15 protein-coding genes and 1 tRNA gene are annotated in these 24262 nt (G+C 28.9%); 5 read left to right on the top strand and 11 right to left on the bottom strand.

The window, feature by feature from the left end; all coding sequences use genetic code 4:
- Nucleotide 1 precedes the first annotated feature (1 nt).
- Nucleotides 2–1237, bottom strand: a complete 1236-nt coding sequence (locus ACXYRP_RS00875; protein WP_458615020.1) for a replication-associated recombination protein A — start codon at nt 1235–1237, stop codon at nt 2–4.
- Between the two features lie 234 nt (nt 1238–1471).
- Here ACXYRP_RS00875 and asnA point away from each other — a divergent pair, with 234 nt between their 5' ends.
- Nucleotides 1472–2452, top strand: a complete 981-nt coding sequence (gene asnA, locus ACXYRP_RS00870; protein ID WP_458615019.1) for an aspartate--ammonia ligase — start codon at nt 1472–1474, stop codon at nt 2450–2452.
- Nucleotides 2453–2489: 37 nt separating this feature from the next.
- On the opposite strand, the gene ACXYRP_RS00865 is transcribed toward asnA, so the two are convergent.
- From ACXYRP_RS00865 to ptsP, 10 genes are all read right to left on the bottom strand, one after another.
- Nucleotides 2490–2978, bottom strand: a complete 489-nt coding sequence (locus ACXYRP_RS00865) for a large conductance mechanosensitive channel protein MscL (RefSeq protein ID WP_458615018.1) — start codon at nt 2976–2978, stop codon at nt 2490–2492.
- A 6-nt stretch (nt 2979–2984) separates the two neighbouring features.
- A complete protein-coding gene (gene gyrA, locus ACXYRP_RS00860; RefSeq protein ID WP_458614352.1) occupies nt 2985–5570 on the bottom strand; it encodes a DNA gyrase subunit A in 2586 nt (861 codons plus the stop codon).
- 122 nt (nt 5571–5692) lie between these two features.
- Entirely contained in the window at nt 5693–6436 is a 744-nt protein-coding gene (locus tag ACXYRP_RS00855; RefSeq protein WP_458614353.1) for a pseudouridine synthase, read from the bottom strand.
- A 1-nt stretch (nt 6437) separates the two neighbouring features.
- Nucleotides 6438–7517 (bottom strand): nicotinate-nucleotide adenylyltransferase, encoded by a 1080-nt coding sequence (locus ACXYRP_RS00850; protein ID WP_458614354.1) that lies wholly within the window; start codon nt 7515–7517, stop codon nt 6438–6440.
- Nucleotides 7518–7520: 3 nt separating this feature from the next.
- Nucleotides 7521–8762, bottom strand: a complete 1242-nt coding sequence (locus ACXYRP_RS00845) for a Y-family DNA polymerase (protein ID WP_458615017.1) — start codon at nt 8760–8762, stop codon at nt 7521–7523.
- Nucleotides 8755–9165 (bottom strand): iron-sulfur cluster assembly scaffold protein, encoded by a 411-nt coding sequence (locus ACXYRP_RS00840; RefSeq protein ID WP_458597406.1) that lies wholly within the window; start codon nt 9163–9165, stop codon nt 8755–8757. Before ACXYRP_RS00840 ends, ACXYRP_RS00845 begins: the two co-directional genes overlap by 8 nt.
- On the bottom strand, nt 9155–10312 hold the full coding sequence (locus tag ACXYRP_RS00835; protein WP_458597405.1) for an aminotransferase class V-fold PLP-dependent enzyme: 1158 nt from the start codon (nt 10310–10312) through the stop codon (nt 9155–9157). The genes ACXYRP_RS00840 and ACXYRP_RS00835 overlap by 11 nt, the downstream gene beginning before the upstream one ends.
- Nucleotides 10312–10740, bottom strand: a complete 429-nt coding sequence (locus tag ACXYRP_RS00830) for a hypothetical protein (RefSeq protein WP_458615016.1) — start codon at nt 10738–10740, stop codon at nt 10312–10314. The genes ACXYRP_RS00835 and ACXYRP_RS00830 overlap by 1 nt, the downstream gene beginning before the upstream one ends.
- Nucleotides 10730–11185, bottom strand: a complete 456-nt coding sequence (locus ACXYRP_RS00825; RefSeq protein ID WP_458615015.1) for a transcription antitermination factor NusB — start codon at nt 11183–11185, stop codon at nt 10730–10732. Before ACXYRP_RS00825 ends, ACXYRP_RS00830 begins: the two co-directional genes overlap by 11 nt.
- A 105-nt stretch (nt 11186–11290) precedes the next feature.
- Entirely contained in the window at nt 11291–12994 is a 1704-nt protein-coding gene (ptsP, locus tag ACXYRP_RS00820) for a phosphoenolpyruvate--protein phosphotransferase (protein ID WP_458615014.1), read from the bottom strand.
- Between the two features lie 223 nt (nt 12995–13217).
- Here ptsP and ACXYRP_RS00815 point away from each other — a divergent pair.
- The 4 genes from ACXYRP_RS00815 (at nt 13218) to ACXYRP_RS00800 (ending at nt 24201) form a co-directional block, all read left to right on the top strand.
- Nucleotides 13218–13301, top strand: a tRNA-Leu gene (locus ACXYRP_RS00815).
- Between the two features lie 38 nt (nt 13302–13339).
- A complete protein-coding gene (locus ACXYRP_RS00810; RefSeq protein WP_458615013.1) occupies nt 13340–14422 on the top strand; it encodes a M42 family metallopeptidase in 1083 nt (360 codons plus the stop codon).
- A 255-nt stretch (nt 14423–14677) separates the two neighbouring features.
- The gene (locus ACXYRP_RS00805; protein ID WP_458615012.1) at nt 14678–19006 is read left to right on the top strand and encodes a hypothetical protein; all 4329 of its coding nucleotides are present in this window, start codon (nt 14678–14680) and stop codon (nt 19004–19006) included.
- 8 nt (nt 19007–19014) lie between these two features.
- Nucleotides 19015–24201 (top strand): hypothetical protein, encoded by a 5187-nt coding sequence (locus ACXYRP_RS00800; RefSeq protein WP_458615011.1) that lies wholly within the window; start codon nt 19015–19017, stop codon nt 24199–24201.
- Nucleotides 24202–24262: the final 61 nt, after the last annotated feature.

Here is a 24262-nt window from a genome sequence, read left to right as displayed (position 1 = left end):
ATTACTCCTTTTTATAGTGTTTTTTTCATTCTGCTTTTAAATTGTTTCAATATTCTAAAATGTTTTGTTCATTTTTGTTGCTGCTTGGAATGTAAAATTTAGTGTTTTGTAGTTGTTTTGGTAAATATTGTTGATTATTTCAATGTTTAAAATAGTCATGTGGGTATTGATAACCAATTCCATCACCTAATTTTACTGCAGATTTATAATGTGAGTCTTTTAAATAAGATGGTATTTGGTAAATGTTACCATTTAAAATGGTTTGCTTAACTTTATCACGTGCTAAAACAACGGAATTACTTTTAGGAGACGAAGCAAGTTCGATTATTGCTGATGTAATAGCAAGTTCCCCCTCGGGGATACCTAGTCTTTCAAAAACTCTTATGGCTGCTTCAGTTTTTGCACCTACCATTGGATTTGCTAATCCAATATCTTCGTATGCAACAGCAAGCATCCTTCGAAACAAACCATCATTATCACCACTTTGTAAAATTAAAAAACCATAATATAATGCAGCATCAATATCACTACCACGAAGTGATTTGTGAAATGCTGAAAGGTTATTATAGTGAGCACTTTGTTTATTATCGCTATAAAAATTGATATTTGGTATTATAGTTTTTAAGTCATTTTTACTAACTTCTTTTCCATCTTTTTTTAATAGTGCAAGTAATTGTAAGTTATTTATACTTGCTCTTAAATCACCACTTGAAAAAGCTGCTAAATTGACTAAATTTTCCTTGCTTATTTTTAAATAAGGATAATTTTCTTTTATAATTTTCTCTAGCGTTAAAGCGATATCTTGAACATCTATTTTATTAAACTGCAAAATCTGCATTCTGCTACGAACAGCAGGAACAACTTTAAAATAAGGATTTTCTGTTGTTGTAGCATAAACAATTATTTTATCAAACTCTAAATAAGATAGTAATATATCTTGCTTATCACGATTCAAACGATGGATTTCATCGATTATTATAACATCGCAATCATCTAAAATTTTTATTAAATCTGCTTTATTATCAATCGATGCATTAAAATACCCCGCTTTTAAATTTAACTCATTTGTTAAAATAAAAGCAGTTGTTGTTTTACCTGTTCCACTTTCACCGAAAAACAAAAAACTAGAAGTAATTTTGTTTTCAATTACCTCCTTAAGCAATTTTTTAATATGATTTTGACCGACAATATCATCTAATTTCTGTGGTCTCAATAAATTTGCTAAATTTTTGTTCATATATTATTTTATAATTATAACGATTTTTTGATTTTTATAGGTGTTAAAGAACAAAATTATTTTTCTTGTGTATAAACTTGTGGATAATTTAATAAAACGAATGTATAAATAGAACTTATTATTGCCATACTATGTATATTTTTAGTTTTTTTTAAAAAAACGATGGATGTAAAATTGTTCATAAATAAAGAAAAAATTATCAACAAAAATAAATTAGTTTAAAATTAAATTGCTATGTATAAATCAAAATTAGACATTAAAGAAACACAAATAGCTATTCAAGATCTTAAACAAATTTTTCAAGCAAATATTAAGGTAGCATTAAACTTGACTAGAGCAACTGCACCGTTATTTTTAGATGCAAAAACAGGACTAAATGATGGTTTATCAGGTGAAAAGGCAGTCTGATTTAATCCAAAAGATTCTAATGTTCGCTTAGAAGTTGTGCATTCGTTAGCAAAATGAAAGCGTCATGCATTAAAACAATATCAATATTTAGATGGTGAAGGTATTTATACTGATATGAATGCAATCCGTCGTGAAGAAGAACTTGATTCGACACATTCATATTATGTAGATCAATGAGACTGAGAAAGAATTATTTCGCGTGATGATCGTAATTTAGGTTTTCTAAAAAAGATTGTAAGTAAAATTTATGATGCTGTTAAAGCTACTAAGTATGCATTGCAAGAAGAATTTCCAAAACTTACTGATAAACTTGCTGAAAACTTATTTTTTATTAGTGCTCAAGATTTAGAAGATTTATATCCAAATTTATCACCTGAACAACGTGAAGATGTAATTGTAAAGGAAAAGGGAGCTGTTTTCGTTTATAGCATAGGTGAAAATCTTAAATCAGGTATAGTTCATTCAAAACGTGCATTTGACTATGATGATTGAAAATTAAATGGTGATTTGTTGGTGTATTCTTATGTTTTAGATAAAGCAATCGAGTTATCATCGATGGGAATACGCGTGGATGCTGAATCGATGTTAAGACAATCGAAAAAGGATAAAGAAGACTTGTTAAACCTGTCACCGTTTCATTATAAAATTCTTAACGATCAATTACCATTAACTATTGGTGGTGGAATCGGTCAAAGTCGTTTAAGTATGTTCTTACTTGAAAAAGCACATATCGGTGAAGTTCAGTCAAGTTATTGACCAAAAGAACACATCGAAGAAATGAAAGATAAAGGTATTGAATTGTTATAAAAATAAGTTTTTACCTATGATATAGGTAAAAACATTTTTATTCTGATTGATAGTCGACATCTGATTGTTGATTTTGTGGTTCTTTGTTTAAGTTTTGATTAATTAATTTCAGTTGCTCTAAAATTAATTCATCTGTGGTAGGTTTAACTACTTCAGGTTCGATTGCAACAGGTGGATTTTTCTTTAATCTATACCTTTTGATACCAGCTTTTATTATAAAATATGACATTAACATAATAAATAAGGTGAATGAAATGATTACAAAATTAATAATTGCACCTAGAAATTTCCCGTATTTAATACCTTTTCACACTAAACTTTCTATGTCTTTAAATTTATCACCAAGGATATTATGTGCAATTGCAGACATAATAACATCGTTTGCTAATGAAGAAACTACTGCATTAAATACTGTCCCAGCCAAAAAACCAACGGCAAGTATAATTAAGTTACCTTTTTTAAAGAATTTCGATGCTTCTGTAAATGATTCATAAAGTAAAGACTTCTTATTATCTTTTTTATTCATTGCTTCCTATCTTAATTTAATTACATCAACTGCAACTATTTCATCATTGTCTTTTAAATTAATAATACGAGAACCTTTAGTTTGACGTGATGATTTAGGTATTTGTGTAATTTGTGTTCTAATAGTTATCCCTTGTGAAGTAATTATCAATAATTCATCTTGTAAACTTACAAATCCTGCATAAATAAGATTTCCAGCTTTTATATTATCAATTCCTACAAGACCTTTAACATTACGTTTAGTTAAATTATATTCACCTTCATCAGTAAGTTTTCCATAACCTTTTGAACCAAGAGAAAGCACTAAATTGCCATCACGATTCGATGAAGCAGATACAACATATTGATTTTCTTCAAGTTTTATTGCTCTTACACCGATGCTATTACGACCTAATGCTCGAATATCATCATTTTTAAAGATTGCAATATTACGATAGTTATTTGCAACTAAAATATGATCTTCATCAGATGATAAGAATGCACATACTAATTCATCTGCATCAGCTAGTTTGAAGGCAATAAGTCCATTGCGACGAACAACTTTAAAAGAAGCTATATCAGTTTTCTTAAAGATACCAAACTTTGTTACAGTAGTTAAATATTGATTTTGCTCATAATCATCAACACTAATAATAGAAATAATCTTCTCTCCATTATTAACATCTAAGGTTTCTAAAACATTAATGAAAGGAACACCTTTACTTTGTTTGGTTCCTTCAGGAATTTGGTGTCCACGAAGTTTATATGCTCTACCGAAATTTGAAAATAACAATAAATCAGTATGGGTTTTTGTTTGAATAATCATCGCGATATCATCGTCTTTATATGTTTTCATAGCAACCGAACCAACTCCACCACGTTTTTGTGTGTTATATTCATCTAAGTTAATACGTTTCACATAACCATTTACTGACGTTGTGATTACAATATCATTTTCAGGGATTAAATCTTCTTCAGTTATTTTACCAGCACCAGAAATATCAATTTGTGTGCGACGAGCATCATTAAATTTTGCTTTAATTTCCTGTAGTTCACTAATAATTAAATCAATTAATTTATCTTCGTGTGCTAATATATTTTTATAATGAGCAATTTCAGTTAATAAATTTTTTAATTCTTCTTGCATCTTTTCGATACTTAATCCTGTTAAACGACGCAAATTCATATCTAAAATTGCTTTAGTTTGTTTTTCGCTTAACTCAAAACGCATACTAAGCTTTTCTTGTGCAATTAAATCAGTTTTGGATGATTTAATGATTGCAATAACTTCATCAATATTAAAAATAGCAATTTTTAAACCTTCTAAGATATGTGCACGTTCTTCGGCACGGGTTAAATCAAATTTTAATCTACGGGTAACAACATCTTTTTGATGTTTTAAATATTCGTTAAGAGCAGTTTTTAATGTAAGTAGTTTCGGTTCACCATTGACTAAAGCAACTAAATTAGCACTGTATGCAGTCTGTAAATAAGTTTTTTGATATAACTTATTTAAAATAATATGTGGGTTGAAGCCACGCTTAATATCAATCACAATGCGAATTCCATCGCGATTTGATTCATCGCGTAAATCAGCAATTCCTTCAATTTCTTTATTTTTATGTTGTTCAACAATTTTTTGAATTAAAGTGGTTTTTTTAATCGCATATGGTATTTGCGAAACTATAATTTGTGATTTACCATTCGCTTTTTCTATAATATTAGTTTTAGAGCGAACTATAATGCTGCCACGTCCTGTTTCATAAGTATCAATAATCCCACGAGTACCTAAAATTATTGCTCCCGTAGGAAAATCAGGGCCTTTTATATGTTGCATTAACTCTTTGGTGCTAATATTAGGATTTTTGGCTAAAGCAACTGTAGCATCAATAGTTTCACCTAAATTATGTGGAGGGATTTCGGTTGCCATACCAACAGCAATACCAGATGAACCAGATACAAGTAGGTTTGGAAAGCGAGAAGGAAGTACAGCAGGCTCTTTTTCGCTTGCATCATAGTTATCCACAAAATCAACTGTTTCTTTTTTTATTCCTTCTAGCATTTCAGCAGATAACTTAGACATACGAGCTTCGGTATAACGCATCGCAGCAGCTTGGTCACCATCGATTGATCCAAAGTTTCCGTGTCCATCAACTAACGGATAACGCATTGAAAAATCCTGTGCCATACGAACCATTGCTTCATAAACCGATGAATCACCATGAGGGTGATATTTTCCAAGTACATCTCCTACGATACGGGCTGATTTGCGGTGTTGTGAACCAGGAGTAATACCTAATTCAGACATATCATATAAAATTCTACGGTGTACTGGTTTTAGTCCATCACGAACATCAGGGAGCGCTCTAGAAACAATAACACTCATTGCATATTCTAAAAAGGATGTTTTCATTTCATCATCGACTAGAATTGGATGCAAACCGTCTTTTGATTCACTAATGATTTGTGATGAAACTTGATATTCTGCATTATTTTGCGGAATTTCTTCTTCGTCTTCTTCTATTATTGGTTCTTTTTTCTTAAAGACGATGTGGTTATCTTCTTCATAGTCATATTCTTTAATTTTTGTTTTTTTCTCTTGATCTTCTGCCATATCCTCTCCAATTTAATAAATTATAAATTTATTAAATTATACACAATTTTTTGTTTAAAGTTATTATAAACAGGTAAAATTAAGCATTTTTTTGTCCCTATGAACAAGCAAAAAAGAGAAAATTACGAATTATTTTCTCTTTTTTGCAATTTTTCTTCTTGTAATCTTACTAAATTTTTCAAATCCTTAACTTCTTTTAAGCTAAGTGGTCGATAGGTTCCAATTGGCATTTTTTCTACTGTGATTCCTGCATATTCAAGTCTTTTTAGATTGATAACTAACTTATCTACCAATTTAAATAATTCTTTAACATGATGATATGTTCCTTGTGTTAAAACAACAAAATAACTTTTCGGTGAATCGCTTCCGCAAGGGATAACATCCTGCACACTTTTTACTCCATTAACTTTAACTATTGAATTAAGTTTTTTTAACTCTTTTATACTAAGTTTTTCATTTATTCTAGCTCGATACACTCTTGGGATTTGATATTTTGGATGCATTAATTTATTTGCTAAATCACCATCATTTGTCATTATTAGTGCTCCAGTAGTATCATAATCAAGACGCCCTACTGGGAACACTTTATAAGGAACATTCATTAAATCTATCACAGAAGGTCTATTGAAATTATCTTTTAAAGTTGTAATAGTTTTTGTTGGTTTGTTTAAAACATAATAAACTTTTTGTTGCTGAAATATAGGTTTATTTTTCACAAACACATTATCGCCAAAATCTGCTTTATCACCTAATTTAGCTACCATACCATTTACTGTTACATAACCTTTTTCAATTAATGTTTCTGCTTCACGTCTTGATGCGATTCCAGCTTGTGAAAGTAGTTTTTGTAATCTAATTTTTTCCATTTTAATCTTTCATATATAAGTTGTATAAATTTAGTGATTCATTAGAGAATTTTACACCTTTTGAAATATTAAAATCATAGGTTTGTTTTACAACTTCTTTAAAGCCAGCATCTAAATTAGTTAACGCAAGATCTCGTATTTTTTGAATTCCAGTAAAACGTCGTCCTTGACAAATTTTATCGGCGACAAAAATAATTTTATCTAACTTGCTCATATTCGGATGTAATTGGGTATGATAACGAACAGCTTGTAAAATGGCTTGATTTTGCAGCATATATCCATGCTTTAATCATATATATGAACAGATTTGGTGTAAAAATGCCGGATTTTCTTCTTTAATATCTGGTTCAAACTCTTTAATTGCTTGCAGCGATCTTTTAACATCCCATTCTTTTGCAATATCATGTGTTAATCCTGCAATATAAGCATCCTTAGCAGGATAATTATGAGCTTTAGCAAGTTTGACAGCAAAATCAGCTGTTGCTACAGAATGCTTGGCACGCAAAGCAGAAAGACTATTATGAATAATTTGTTCTAAATATAAACCATCTTTTTGAATGTAGTTTAAAACTTTTTTATCTACATGCGAGAGCATTCCGTTTTTAAAATCACTTGATGCAAAATCATAAAAGGGGTTATTTAACAAAATTCCATTATATTTTTTTAGGTTAATTTTATTAATGTTTTTATCACGACGAAATACTGTTATTTGTGTGAGTTGAGAGATAATATCAATGTCTTTTCATTTATTTAATTTTGGTAAATTATCACTACCAATTAATAAAAAAAGTTGATCATTAGGATATTTTTGCCTTAGATATTTTACTGTATCGATGGTATATGAGACATTATTTCGCTTAATTTCAAAGTCACATAATTGCATTTTCTCTTCTAAAACCAGCTGAATCATTTCTGCTTTTTGATATGGTTTAACTAATTTTGTTTTAGACTTAAATGGTGATGTAAAAGTCGGAACAAATAGTAGTTTATCTAAATTGAGTTCTTTAATTGCATATTTTGCAAGTTTTATATGACCAATGTGAATTGGATCAAATGAACCACCATATATACCTATTTTCATAATTTACCTCTTAAAGACACCTACTTCAATTGAATCAGATTGTCCCCTTCTTTTTTTAATTCGTTCGATGTTATAGTCCGCCAAAGTTTTTAAACTCTTCATTTTCATTTTTGTATTCACTTTATTAATAATTTGATCTACAATGTAGTTAGATTTACATGCTTTTGGTGTTTCTAAAATACTTAAACTACGGTAGTTTTCAAAGGAATTGATTAAGTTTGATACACGGATGCTGATTCCGATGATTTTGGTATCTAAAAAATTATCATAAAAAAGTTGCTTACAATATTTAATAATTTCATCTGCTTCATTGATAAATTTTTCAACTACCATATGTTTTGCGATTCAACCATCACTAAATGTTCGTACACCAAAGCTAATTTGATTACCTAGTTTATATAATTTTTGCAACCTTCTTGATACTTTTTGTGCTTGTATTGTTATATTTTGCAAAATATCTTCAGTGTTTATGTCTTTTTTGTTAAAGGTGATATCGTGACTAATCCCTTTGACTTCAGGAATTTCATCACTAACATCTGAATCAGCAAAATAATTTAAAGCATCTATGAATTTAAATCCGGATGTTTTAAAAATTGATGTCAGTCTTATATCATTATAAGTTAATGTTGCTAAATCCCCAATGGTATTTATTTCAAGGTTTTTAAAGTGATCACCAAGTTTTTCTCCGATACCGTGAAATTTAGTAATCGGTAGACTAAAGAAGCGTTCTTGATAGTTTTTGCTATTAGTTACAGCAATTCCTTTTGGTTTAAATAAATTAGTTGTCATTTTCGCATAAAACTTAGTTTTAGAAATTCCAATACTAATAGGGATTTTAAAGTTGTTTTCGATATCATCTTGCAATCTTTTAGCAAGTTGTAAAGCTTTTTCATCGCTATCAATGCTGCTATGAACTTGGATGTAGCATTCGTCAATTGACCCGATTTCAAATTTATCAGCATAGAACTTTTTAATATATCTAAAAATCGCATTTGAAGTTGCAATATATAAATCAAAACGAGGTTGTTCAATGATTGCTTTTGGTTCTTTTTTTAATATTTCTGATATTTTTGCCCCCGCTTTGATACCAAGTTGTCTAAGTTCATAACTCACTGAAACAGCAACTGAATGGATTCCTTTATTTGCAATCGCTACTGGTTTATTAAGCAAATTAGGTTTTAAAGTTCTAATAGCAGAAACAAAATATGAATCAAAATCAATGTGAAAAATATAAGGTCTAGACATCTTTAAATGCTTTAGTTATCATTAAGGTGCAATGAATGCGATTTGGTTGACTTTTGATGTTATAAAAAACTCATAAATCACCTAATAAATCCATATGTTCATCACTGATATTTTCACCATTAACAAATTTGGTGAAAATATCTACTAGTAAGTCGATTTGTTCTTTTGTTTTGCCTTTAACAGCATCTAAAAACATATCAGCACCTGCTAAAAAAGGTGCACATCCGTGCCCATCAAAACTTGCATCTATTAGGATGTTTTGATCCCATTTTAAATCAACTAATAACTTATCCGAACAACTAGTGCTATAAAAAACATTTGATGTATCAAGTTTTGTTTTATTCTTTGGTTTAAGATAGTGATTCATTATCGTTTCGCGTGCTATATTCGGATTAAAATGCATAAAAATCACCTCCATTTGCTAAAGCATCAATTAATTTATCAATATCTGAATAATTATTATAAATACCTAAAGAAATTCTTAAAAACGAGTGTTCTTTGATGATATTTCTTATATAAGGAGCACAAAAGATTCCAGCAATTGTATAAATATTTTTGCTTCCCAAATATCCTGCAACATCTTGTGCATTAATTCCTTTAACATTAATTAATGCGATAAAATCACCTGGTTTACTTGAAACAGTTATATTAGGTAAATTCATCAGTTTTCTATGTAAATAAAAAGATAGATCTTTTAAAATTTCTTGAGTTTTTTGATAACCTACTTTGTCAAAAAACTCAAGTGCTTTATCAAACATAAAAAAACCTGCAATATCAGGGGTTCCTGGTTCAAATGCATTGATGGTATCTTTTAAAACCCATGATGCATCTTTATGAACTTCTGTAACACTACCACCACCAAATTTTACTGGTTTTAACTTCTTTAAAAGTGTTTCCTTAATCGCTAAAACCCCCATACCGGTAGGACCATAAAACTTATTTGTGCTAAAAACAATGATATCTGAATCGTTTAATGAAACTTTTTGATGACTAATTGATTGTGCAGCATCGTTAAAGACATAAATATTCTTTGAATGTGCTATTTGTGATATTTTTTTGATATCAAAATTTTGATTAAATGTGTTATTTTCTTGAGCGAATGCTAGAATTTTAACATTTTTAAAGGTTTGCAAATCTTCAAGTAAATTATTACTAATATGGATTTTGCATCCTATTTTTTTTGACATTTCAATTCACGGAATAAGGTTTGAAGAATGATTAAAAGCATTTAATAAAATTACATCATTTGGTTTTAATATATGCGAAAACATATTCACAAATAAATTAATAGATTCAGTTGTTCCACTGGTAAAGATTATTTCATGATCCTTACTATCAATTAGTTTCGCCACTTTATTTCTAACAGATGCAATTTTTGAATTCACTAAATTTCCAAGTGGTGTGTCAGCTGTTCTTGAAGAAATTGAGATATTTTTATAATAGTTATAAATTGCATTTGTTGCAGAAATCGGTTTTAAAACCAATGCAGCACTGTCAAAATAAGTAATTTTATTAAGGATTGGGAATTGCTTACGAATCCAGTCATTCATTATAACAACCTCCTTAATATCTTAATCAAAAATATATTATAGTTAGGTATTTTTTTAAATTCATCTAAAAAATCATAGTAATAACTGCGTTTTTTATTATTAAAAGTTATCTCATTTTGAATTTCATCAAAAAACGGACATGTTTTAATAAATTTATGCTTTTTGTTTTTATAAATAAGTTGCAAAAACATATAGATAAAAAAGTTTTTAAGCATTAATTTATTTGTGTTTTTAACTATAAAACCTTGTAAAAAGTTATTTATAGTTGCATTAAAACCATTAAAATTATTTTTAATTTCAATTCATTGTATTTTCGATAAATCATATTTTTCAATAACATCTAAATCAATAAAAGTTTTGAATATAAAGTTAAATAAACTTTGATGCTTTAAAAAAATATATTTTAATAAAGTTTCATTAGTTTGCATTTCTGCTTTCAGAATCGAGTACAATGACCGCTTTATAAAAATTCTCTAAAATAGCATTGACAAATTGATATAAAAGTTCGTCATTAGAGGTTTTGTATGACTTAGATGGCTGTCCAAAATATTCTTTAGTAATAATCACGGCTTCATTTATTACAATTTTTGGTTGTATAGAATAAAGTTCTACACACGCATTTATTAATATTGCACGAATAAGTGGACTAAGTCGTTGTCACGGTCAATCCTCGTTTAATAACTTCTGCAGTATTTTTTTAACAAAAACAACTGAATTTTTGACCTTGATAAAGAAAAGTTTTTGTTCAAAATTTATTTGAAATTCATTAATAATAGCTTCAAGGTTATAAGTAATATCAAGTAATTCATGTTTATAAATAATTTCGATGTTTTTTATTCTTAATGCATGCCTAGAAATATTTTTTACTGCCATCTTTACCTCGGATGATTTTATTTTGCTATTATATCATAATTTACTTGATTTTTGGTATAAAAGGATGAAAACAAGCACCTTATGTGCTTGATTTTAACTTTTAAATTATGATAAAGATTCTGCTAATAATTTCTGAACTTGTTCTTGGTTTTCACATTCAATTGCTTTTTGAGCAAGTTGTTGCATTTGTTTATAAGAAAGTTGATTTACTAATTCTCTACTTGCTAAGATATTATTTGCTGACATAGAGAATTCATCTAAGCCTAAACCTAATAAAATAGGTAAAGCATTACGATCACCAGCCATTTCTCCACACATACCAACTCATTTTCCGTGCTTATGTCCACCGTCGATGATATGTTTAATTAATCTCAAAATCGATGGATTAAGTGGTTGATATAAATAAGAAATATTTTCATTCATCCGATCTGCAGCCATTGAGTATTGAATTAAATCATTTGTTCCAATTGATAAAAAGTCAGCATATTTTGAAAACATATCAGAAAGTACTGCTGCAGCAGGTGTTTCCATCATCATACCTACTTCAATTTTATCCTTTGCAGCAATGTTTTTATTAGTTACATAAACTTCATCATATGCTTGGTTATAAAGTTCTTTTGCTGCTAAAAACTCATCAACATTAGTTATCATAGGAAACATTATTGCAACTTTACCAAACTCACTTGCACGAACTAATGCACGAAGTTGAGTTTTGAAAATATCTGGATTTTGTAGACAAAAACGAATTGCACGATATCCTAAGAAAGGATTCATTTCTTTTGGGAAAGCAAAGTATTTTAAAGTTTTATCCCCACCGATATCTAGTGTTCTAATCACTACTCTTTTACCATTCATTTTTTGTACTGCTTCTTTATAAGCTAAAAATTGTTCTTCTTCAGTTGGTCAGTGATCATTATCCATATATAAAAATTCTGATCTAAACAATCCAATTGCTTCAGCATCGTTATCTAAAACGTCTTGTAAATCTTTTGGAGAACCAATATTTGCAGCAAGTTCAACTTGGTGAAAATCAGTTGTTTGTGAAGTTTTTCCTTTTAAGTTTTTAAGTTTGTTTAAATATTCTTGATATTCTGTTTGTGCTTTTAAATATACCTTTTGTTCTTGTTCAGTAGGGTTAATAATAACAGTTCCTTTTGATCCATCTAAAGCAATTACATCACCGTTTTTAGTATATTCCATTACTGAATTTGTTCCAACAACTGAAGGAATCGCTAAACTACGAGCCATAATTGCTGTATGCGATGTAGGTCCACCAATATTTGTAACAAATCCCTTAACGAATTTTTTGTTTAATTGTACAGTTTGTGATGGGCTTAAATCTTCGGCAACAATTACAACTTCAGAATTAATTGATGTTAAATCTGGTTCTTCGATATTGTTTAAAGCAAATAATAACTTTTTAAGCACATCCTTGATGTCTGCAACACGCTCACGCATATATTCATCATCGATGCCTGCAAACATATTCGCAAAATCTGTATATACTTCATTTACAGCATATTCAGCAGTTAATGATTCGTTTTTGATTTTATTTTCAATACTTTCTTTAGCAGCCGGATCCATTACAAATCCAATATGTGCATCAAAAATTGCCACATGTTCTGGATCGCTTGCTAAACTTTTAGTATGCTCAAGTTTTACAATCACTTTATCAGTTGCATTAGCATATGCTTTTAATTCTAAATCTATATTATTTGTATTTTTAGTAATTTCAACAGGTAATTCTTCGATTTTGAATACCTTAGCGATAGCAACTCCACGAGATGCTCCGATTCCTGTAAGTTTCATATTATCTCCTTTTTGCTTGATATATGATGTTGATATTTTATACTTTTAAAAAAAAGATTATATTAAATTAATTTGTAGTTTTAAAAAAGTATGTAAATAATTCCAATATTAATATAAATATATTTATTTAATATTCTAAATATTATATTTACTAAATGATAAAAATGAAAAATCATCACTTTTGTTTTAAAATTTGCTAAAAAAGTGTATTATTTAGTTAGTTGCCTTAGTGGTGGAATGGCAGACACTGCGGACTCAAAATCCGCCGGAGAAATCTATGCAGGTTCAAGTCCTGTCTAAGGCACCATATAATCAGCATTGCTGATTTTTTTATTAGGAGAATAAATGCAAGCAAAATATCAAGAATTATCTACCAGACTAAAAAAATATGTGTCAATTGAAGCGATGTCTCGATTTGAAGAGCCGGTAGTAGATGAACTCAAAAGTAATATAAAGGGTTTTGAAGTTTCTAGAGATAAATTAGGTTCAGTGATTTTTTACAAAAAATCAAAAGTAGAAAATGCTCCAAAAGTAATGATTGCTGCACATATGGATGAAGTAGGATATATGGTTCGCTTAATTGCTGATAATGGTAATTTAATGGTAACAGCAATTGGTGGACTATGACCTTCTGTTGTAATTGGAACTAAAGCAATTGTGGTGAATTCGCAAAATCAAAGATTTACAGGTGTTTTTGGACACACCAGCATCCATATCCAAACAAACGAATCACTTAAAAATGCAGTTAAGACTGATGATCTATATGTAGATTTAGGTTTTAAAAGTAAGCAAGAAGTTTTGGATGCAAAAATCGATATTGGAGATAAAATTTTCATTAGTGGTGAATATGTAGAACTTGCAAATGATTTAGTTGGTGGTAAAGCAATGGATAATCGTGCTGGAGTTACAGCATTAGAATTTATAGCTAAAAATATCGCTGATTTACAATTAGAATGTGATGTCTATTTAGTCGGAACAGTTCAAGAAGAGGTTGGAACTCGTGGAGCTAGAACATCCGTATCAATTATTAATCCAGATGTAGCATTTGCAGTCGATACAGGTGCTGCACACGATACAACTGGTGCTAAATCTGGTACACCAGTTTGTGGAAACGGAGTATCAATTTTAGTAAAAGATTCTGGAACCTTACCAGATGCTAAATTAATTGAATATCTCTTTGAAGTTGCAAAAAATAAACAAATACCTGCATATAAATATGTAGCAGGTGGTGGTGGAACCGATGCAGCAGAATTACAATTTGCACTAGGTGGATCTGCTGTAATGACTATTTCAATTCCACAAAGATATTTACATAGTCCTATTGGTGTTGCATCTTTGGTAGATATCCAAGCAACAATTGATTTAATGACAGAATTCTTAAAATCTTATTCACCAAAAATACACTCAGAAAAATTAGCATATAAATAGTCGGTTAATATCCGACTTTTTATATGCATATCAAATAAAATTCAACCATTTTTATAAAAAAGTATTATACTATACAAAATTTCAATATTTGTTTTTAGATATTAAGTTATCACTTATATATCTAAAATAAAAGCAAATAAAAAATGATATTTTAACTAAATATTTGCACATAATTGTTATTAAAATATCTATATATGCTATAAAAACAAAAAAATTATAAGGATTTTGATATCATTAAATTATAAAGGAATCATTATGCGAAAAAAGAAATTTAGAAAATATATAGTTCCTACTTTTTTAGGTTTTACAACAGTTTCTGCTGTAGCTTGCACTAATGCAAACACAGAAGTATATGAAAAAAAACAGGTATATCTTAATAGTGTACAAACTCAAAGTACATCAAATTCGGCTACAATTAAAGCATTTTTAGATCATCCAGTTTCTTCAAATGGTTATTTTTCGTTAGTTTATAATAATCAAAATGTTAACGGAACCTTATCAGTCGATAAAAAATCCGTTACTTTTATCATAAACGGTTTATTTTCTAATAAAATATATACCTTTGATATTAAATACAATGGTAAATCATTGAAAACAGCAAAGTTACAAAACCAATTTTTATTTAAAACTAAACCACAAAATAATGTAGAACAACCACAAACACCTAAAGATAATGAACAAACTCCCCCCCCGACATCAGGTGAGAAAGCACAACCAGGGAACCAACCATCAACACCTAATCCATCAGAACCTGAAAAACATAATCCAGAAAATCCTGACGGTTCACAAGAAACAAATCCTAATCCAGGTGGTGATGAACAAACCACACCACCAGGTAACTCAAATTTAGAAGGTAATCAAAAACTAAATAATTCATCAGAAAAAGAAAATAACCCAAATCCCAAAAAAGATAATTTTAGCATCTCAAATGTATCGTGAAGTAATGTTAATGCAACCGATGCTACATTAAATTTGAATTTTTCTAATCATTCACTTGCTGATGCAAAAAAAAACAATCTTTTAATAACCATTTCAGATGGACAAAATCACACTCAAAATCTTTTAATAACTGAATCTAGTACTTTATCTACAACTTTTTATTCTCTTAAACCGAATACAACTTATACCTTAACATCCGTATCATTAAATGGGAATTCTTTAGCTCTACCAAGTAGTAATTTATCATTTACAACATCGCAACAACAAATTGAACCAAATACACCAACAAAAGAACAAAAAATATATCATGTGCAAAATTCTAGTATTTCTAATATCCAAAGCGATAAAGCGCGCATCAATGTTTCATTAGATACATCACTTGATGCATCAGATAATGTCACATTATCACTACAGGATGCAAACGGACGTCGTTTAGATTTTAGCAATCCAGCTGTAAATAATACTAATCTAATTTTTGATGTTTACAATCTTGCATCACATACAACATATTATCTTGATAACATCCAAATTGGAAGTCAAAATATATCTTTGAATAATCAAACTTTTACTACTAGTGATAACAGTGTGCAATTTAATGCATTGAACTATAGTCTTTTAGATTCATTTACTAAATACGATGAACAGGTAAGTAAATTTAATGCTAAGGATAACTTACATATTAAAGAAATATCATTGATTAATAATAAAATGTTGTGGTTTGCTTTTGACCATTTACCAACTTCTAAAAACAATGATTTCAAATTTACCTTTAACGGACAAAATTACACAACTAAATATAATGGAACATCACAAAATATTTTAGTTGATGTAAGTAATGGTAATTCAAACAATACTATTTCTAACATAATGTATGCAAATCAAGCAGTAGAGTTTAGTGGTAGTGTTAAAGTTATAAATAAAACAGGAACAACTGCTACATCTAATGTAAGTTCATTTAGTATTAACAATAACAAAGTTAATGTTAATGTAAGTTATTTACCTAATCAAAGCAATGATAAATATCTTATTACTATCAAACCTGATGTAAATGTTTATGATGCAGATATAGCAGTTGTTGGAACTTATAAAAACGGACATATTGAATCTGAAGGCATTATTAACTTTAATCAAGGATACAATAAATACATTATTACTGATGTCACAGCATTAAATAACAATTATTCTTTTAATGTTCCCGAAGAAGTTGCTTGAAGTTCAAATCAAACCTTTAATCCAACTATTACAAAAATACAATTTGCTCTTTCAGATGCTTCTACTAATACATATGTAGGAGCAATCAACCTTAATGCTACCGATTCAGAAGTCGAGCAATTTAAAAACAAATATGTTAAACTTACTTTTGTAGACTTAGTGCAAAAGAATACTCCGGCTGATACAGACGATCAAAAACGCAGTTATGGGTATTCATCAGACGGTGGAGATTGATTTCAACGTCAATTTCGCCAAGAAAACACTAAATCAGTGTTTTTAAACTTTGATGAACTTAAAAAGTTTTCTTTCACTGGACTAACCGAAGGAATTACTTGAAAACTAAATCAAGTACAAATTGTTAATAAATATGATTTATCATCTGTTATAGATTATGATGATGAAGGAAAAGATGGTGATAGCAAACATCGTAAATTATCTTTAATTCAGCAAAGTGGAACAACTGAGTTAAAACCAAGTTTAGATGTTTCTAAAAATGCTTATTCAGATGCTTTGGGAACATCTTTTAGTCAAACTAATTTAAATATAACTAATAATTCGCAATATCAAGAATCACAGTTAACAGATAATACAAATGGAAATGTACCAAAATCTATCCCTTTTAATTGACATAACTATATAACATTAAATAATGCTTATTTAAAGAACACATTGTTTTTAACACATTATAGTAGTGATATTAATACTTATGTAGCAACAGCTTATACACAATACAATAATCCATTACCTGTTATAGAATTTGATAATCATAAAGAATATAATTTTGCTGCAATGAAAGAAAATGTTCTAGATAAAGAAATGAATGAAAATTCTAATAGAACTGAAGTTTATGTTGAAAAAGACATCCGAAATTTCAAAAATTTAGATAGCAATAAAGAAGCAATTATTAATTTTTCTTTTGTGGCAAGTCCAAAACAAGTTAATTTTAGACAATTTTCTTTTGGTAGTTTTGATTGAGCAGTATCTTTTAGTTGAAATAAACTTAATGCAGCAGCTAACAAAACTATTTCTGATATCAAAATAAAATTCTTAGGAAAAACCGAAGATTTATTAAAGAAGATTGGTAGAAAAATTGATTCAAATGACAGTTATCATTTAACATTGACTGACCAACAACTTGAAGATTTGATGAATAAACATCTTAAAGCACAAGTATCATTAAGTGGCGATAAATTAAAAATCTCGTTAATAGCTCGCGAAGGGCATATTAATAAAGATATGTATATACATAATCTTTCTTCAAGTTATTCAACATTTGTTGATAAAACTTGAAATTATTTGTCGATTATGTATTTAAAAAATGGACAACCACTTTCATTTACAAATGAACACACAAAGGCAAAAAATCAATTAAAAATAGATGGATTTGAATTTGATAAAGAGACAAAATTTAAAAGTATTGGTTATAATGATGATTCTTCTGGACCTGTTAATATCGAAGTTACAACATGATATACAAATTCTTCACCTCGAAATACAGTTCAAGATGATGTTATAACACGTTCTTTTGGAACTTGATGGGGGACAGCTTGGATGATTGGTAAAGTAGATCCAGATAATGAAAATGATAATCGATATTATTTTGGAACAAATATCCATGTACCTGTATTAAATCCTGGATATATATCTGCTCCAAAACCACATACTTCTAAAGAAGATGTTAGTTTATTTTTAGGTGGTTATTGATCTAATACTGGTAATTCGATTTTTTGGACATCTGATAATAACAACAATAAGAGTATGGATGGTAGTTTATCAAATGTCCCTGCTAAAAACAGAACTGATTTTAAAATTCACATCATTGATATTACTGAATTGATAAATTATTATAATCAACATAAAAGTGATGCAAATAAAGAAAATGATCCGAAATTTAAAACAGCTGAACATATCTACAAATGAAAGAGTCTAAAACATAATAAAGTATCTAAAATGGGCCGTTATATCCACCCATATATGTATTATACAATGTATATGTCTTCTTTCCCAGGTTCTACTACATATAATACTAAAAAGAATATCCAAGTTCGTCAAAATTTTATTGGTGACATCTTGTTTTATCCAGGTGATAAAGTTCCAAATGCTAAAACAGAAAAAGTTGGATTTATTAAACGTTTTAAAAATTCTAGTGGTGAGATTATTAATGTTAATGCTAATTATCAACTAACAGGTGGTTCATCAGGGACAGGGTTATATGATCATGAAGGAAACTTTTTAGGAATTCATGCTAATGAAGAAAATGGTGAAGCATCTTCATATTTACTATCTTCACAAAGAATTAATTTCTTTGGTGAATTAAATGATTATAATAATGGTTCATTTGCTTATAAAGTGCAACGATTGAATCGTTTGTATCCTAAGAAGCATAAAATGCTTGATATCTTCAATGAATTTGAAAATCCAATTAAAAAATAGGAGTAATGATGAAAAAGATAAAAAAACTACTTATTTCCAGTGTATTTGTTAGTGCAGGTGTATCTGCTATAACAATCGCTTGTGGAAATCCTGAAACTAAAAATCAGCAAAGTTTTGATGGAAAAGTTGAAACAGTTAATGTTAATAACAACTCAGCAGTAATAAAAATAAAGTTATTTAAAACTTATAAAGCTACTGATATTTCATTACATTTAAGTAAACCAACCCAATATGATATGCCTAATATCAGCATCTTATCTAATATCTTAACTGTAACTTTTGAAAACATAAAAGCAGATACACAATATCAAATTGACCAAATTTTTGCTAACGGAAATGAATTAAAATTCTCTGATTCTGATAAAGTTAAATTGCAATTTAAAACACCTAAAAATCCATATGATGTAAAAACCGATGCAAACATCATAAGTGTTGATTCAGATTCTACAACTGCAACAATCACATTAAAGCTAACAAACAAAAATTTAGATGCAAGTAAATTATCTGCTACCTTAAACCCTACTGCACCTGCATCGATTACATCAAAAGATGATGTAATTACTATTAAATATACCAACCTTACTCCTAATACTGATTATAATTTATCCCAACTTAATATTAATGACACAGTTTTAAAATTATCAAATAATGATCAAAATAAATTGTTCTTTCATACAGCATCTATAAGTACTGATCCACAGATTACTCAATTATCTCTTTCTGATGATAATAGCAAATTATATGTAAAACTTGCTAATGTTGATGCATCAATGTTTGCAAATGAAGCAAAAATTAAATTTAAAAATATTGCTCGCACTCTTACATCGAAACTATATGATGTAAATACACATTTACTTACTTTTGATATTTCAAGCATTACAAAACCTGATAATAATAAATTAGGTATTTCATATTTAGAAATTGCATCAACTCAATATCACAGTAATTTAACCGTTACATTTAATACCTCGAATAATCAAGAAACCAAACCATCAAATCCTATAACACCACCAGATAATCAACCAGGTGGTGAAAATCAAGGGGGACAAGATAATTCACAAACAAGTCAAGGTGGTTCGAATAGTGAACCACAAAATCCAAGTAATCCTAGTGAACAAAACCCATCTGATGAAAATGCTCCAGGTAATCAAAATCCATCAACTACTAACCCTGATGAAAACAGTAAACCTGTCGAAAAACCAAGACCAACCAAAGATGAATTTACCATTAATTCTATTGATGTAACTGATATTTCAAAAACATCAGCATCGTTGCGAATTTCATTTACATCAAATAGTAGATTACATGATGCGAATGTGCATACCTTTGATGCATCATTATCTAATTCTAAAAGTTTACAAGTTACAAATTATACCGAAGGTAATAATTTGTATTTGAATTTTGCTAATTTATCAGCCAATACAACTTATCAACTTATATCCTTAAAATTAAATAATGTTGCTTTGAATTTACCAAGCATCAATCCAACATTTAAAACATTAGATATTAATGCTAAAGCATTCGTAAGTGATAACTTTAAAAAAGTTTTTAACGATTCACATATCTTTGGGATGTATAGCAAAGATTTAATAAATGTAAATACATATACAAACACAACTGATTCAGAAATTAAAGCAGATAATTCATTAACTAAATATTTTTCATTCATCGATGGTAGTGATTACAAACATGTTGATAAAGATGTTTTAACTCCACCACAAACAACTCAAATAATTAAGTCTACTATTGCTGATAATACCATTAAATTAGAAATCAAGACTGTTAATTTAGTAAATAATACATCACTTACTTTAAAATATAAAAAAGCAAGCAAGGATTCTCTTGATTCAGCAAGTGAATCAACTGTTAGTGGAACTGTTAATAATAATTTAGTTACTTTTACAATATCAAATTTAACTACAAATGATTTTGTAAAAATAACAGGTTTAAGCAATGGTTCAACTGCTATTAACCATTTTAGTGGATTAAATACTGTTTATGAAAATAAAAACTATACAAGCGAATCAAGTGCTTTTAGTTTTAGTAGTGAGAATGATTTTCAAGCAAAAAGATATTCTAATGGTGGTGTTTTGCTCAAATTTACTGCAGCAAAAAAATCTGATAGTTCAAATGTAGATTTTCCGCAATATTTTATTAAATATAAATATAATAATACATTTAACTACAAACAATTCGGAAGATCTGCAATCGTTGGTTTACCAAATGTTAAAAAATACAATGTATATTTACTACCAAATGAAGCACATATTTTTGATAATTATGTTGACTTAGTTTTACAAAAAAACACTGATAGTGATAGCAAATACTACGATGTCCAAGGTTTTCCTGGATTTAATAATTCATCAGGAACACTTACAAATAACTATAAAAACCCTATTTTAGATATTTTATCTTCTAAAGTAGAAAATAATAAAGTTGTTATCACATATTCACAAACTTTAAATGATACTATAAGTTCAATTAAGTTCTTGGTAAAAAACTTGAACCCTTTTGATCCATATTCAAAACTTATCGAAGCAACAGTAGATAAAAACAACAAAACTGCATCATTTGATACATCAGTGTTACCTAAAAACATCTCTAAATATATCATTACTGCTGCACAAGTAGGAGATGAACAAACAGGATTTTCATTTTTAGATAAATATAAATTTAGCACCAGTGTTTCAACTAAAACCTTTAATTTATCTAAATTTACAACATATTTAGATGAAAGTAATAAAAAATTATACGGATCAGCAAAATTTGATTTTGCTGATGAGGATCTAAAGTTGTTCAAAAACAAATGAATTGTTTTTGAACTAAATCCCGAGATTAAAACAGGAAGTACTGAAGCATACGGGTATGTTTTACCGCCGACATTAAAATTGATTGTTCCATTTGAAAAATTATGAAAATTCCAAATTTCTGGATACTTTGAGAATGCTAAATATACTATTTCAAAAATTTATGCAACCGAGAAACAAAGAATGGATATGTATTATGATAAATTTAGTATTCCTGCTAATGTCGAAAAATCATTTAGATATCATTTTAATTATTCATCAAACGGAAGCAGTCCTTATTTATTAACTGATAATTCTGAAAATACTATGACAACAACATATTCAGATAATGATTTAATCACTCAAAATAAAAACTTAACCGTTGATGACTTAATTGGTTATTGAATGAAAGATGAAACAAAGAGCAAAATCCCTTATTCATTACAAAATCATTTTGCTTTGGTTGAATATGAGCGAATGTGAAAATATCGTAAATTAGAAGATGATAGTACAAAAGCAAAAAAGGACTTTATTTTAGTTGATGATAGTGGTAAGCAACTTGACTTTTTCTTCTTTACTCCACGTGAAATTCTTTCTCATACTATTTTTAATTTTGGTAATAACCATTATTCTATTTGAATTGAAAAAGACTTAGATGAATATAAAAACTGAGAAAACTTTAAAGATGATGTATATTTTACCTTTAGGTTTGAATTAGAAAATACCAAAATCATTATGAGTAAAACTAACCGTAATTCATCTGTTCCAGTTCCAAGAGGACTGCTTTCGTTTGTTAATGTTTCAGTTTCTTTTAAAGAACTTTTAGCAAAACATACTATTAATGATGCTACTTTTACAATTACTCCAAGAAATGAAGATGCATTGTTTAATCAAACTTTATTTGCAATGATGAAAGATCGTTATTCATTTAAAGTAACTTATGATGAATCAAGTAAGAAGTTAAAATTAGAAGTTATACCAAAACGTTCAGATATTTATTTTACCGATATTTTATCAGAACATATTTTGGCTAATAAGTCATCTGCTTTTGTTGGAAATGTCTTTTTAACAATGAATTATGTTGATGATAAAAATAACCCAACTAAAAATCCAACTTATCAAGGAAAACCACTTAAAGATTCAATGTCGGTATCATTAACTGAAACTATTCAATCACGTCCACAACCACAAGAAGAGGCAAAAACTGTTGCTTCATACGATAAATTCCAACAAACAACTAAACTTAAAAGTGAAGATGGCATAGTTAAACGTTTATATTCTGATGATACCTTTAATGTATTAACTGATGTACGTCGAAGAACTTTTGCTTTTGATTATCATGGTCGTGGAACATGAGGATTATTTAACAAGGTAAAACCTGATGATGCAAGTGATCATCGCTACTATATTGTATCCAACTCACATAATATCGATTTATTAGACGATGCTAATGCATCATGAGCGCGAAATGGACAGAGTTTAGATGGATTAGATATTGAACGTAGAACTAGAAATAATATATTATCACCAATCTTTATAAAAAAACCGACTGATACAGCAGATGCGACGCAAAAAAAACAACCAATTTTAGAAGGTCATGGTTTAGGACAAAATATGATCAGCAATTTAAGTATAGAAATTGTTTCACACTTTTTTGCTAATGGTAAAGATATTCAAGATTCATACAAAGATCCATATTTTAAAGACTTTCGAGATAATTATGGTAATGAACTTAAAAGAGAAGAAAAATATTCCGATGTTGATGTAGCTATTATCGATATTTCATGATTTGAAAATAACTTTGCAGAGAAAAATATCGATGATACTAATTTTACTTTCCAAGGACAAAAACTTACCGAGGATCAAAAGCGAATTATCAAATTCTTTTTAGATTGAAAGAATGCTAAACCAATTAAAATCTCAAATGAATTATTACATCAAAATGCTTATAATAATTTAAACTGAATCGTCGGTTCGATGCCCGGACAAAATTCTAAAAACCCTGATTCATCAACAGGAACAGGTCAAGCACGCTTTCGTGAGTATTTATTAGGTAATTTTAGATACCAAGGAAAAATTAGCAGTGTCGGTTCTTTAAACCATCAAAATGATACCATTGTGTATGGATGAAACAGTGTGGATTTAGCCGCTGGTTCATCTGGATCAAATGTTTTTGATAGTCAAGGTAATTTAGCTGGTTTAGTTACCCAAGATCAATATGGTGCTACTGCTAAGGAAGGAACTGCATCAATTATGCTACTTGATGGTCAAAGAATTGGATATATCGGAAACGGACATCATCCACAAAACCCATATTCATTTTACGAAAAAATACGTTTACTTTCTTACTTATTCCCTGAACGCTATGGAGCAAAAAACTTCTCTGAGCAACCTGCTGATTTATTCTAAAAAAACACCACAACTGATGTGGTGTTTTTATAATCAAAAAGCAGCCTATACGGCTACTTAG

It is taken from the genome of Mycoplasma sp. 5912 (assembly GCF_054353835.1).
The sequence above is the reverse complement of the archived record's forward strand: the minus strand, read 5'-3'. Positions and strand labels throughout refer to the sequence as shown.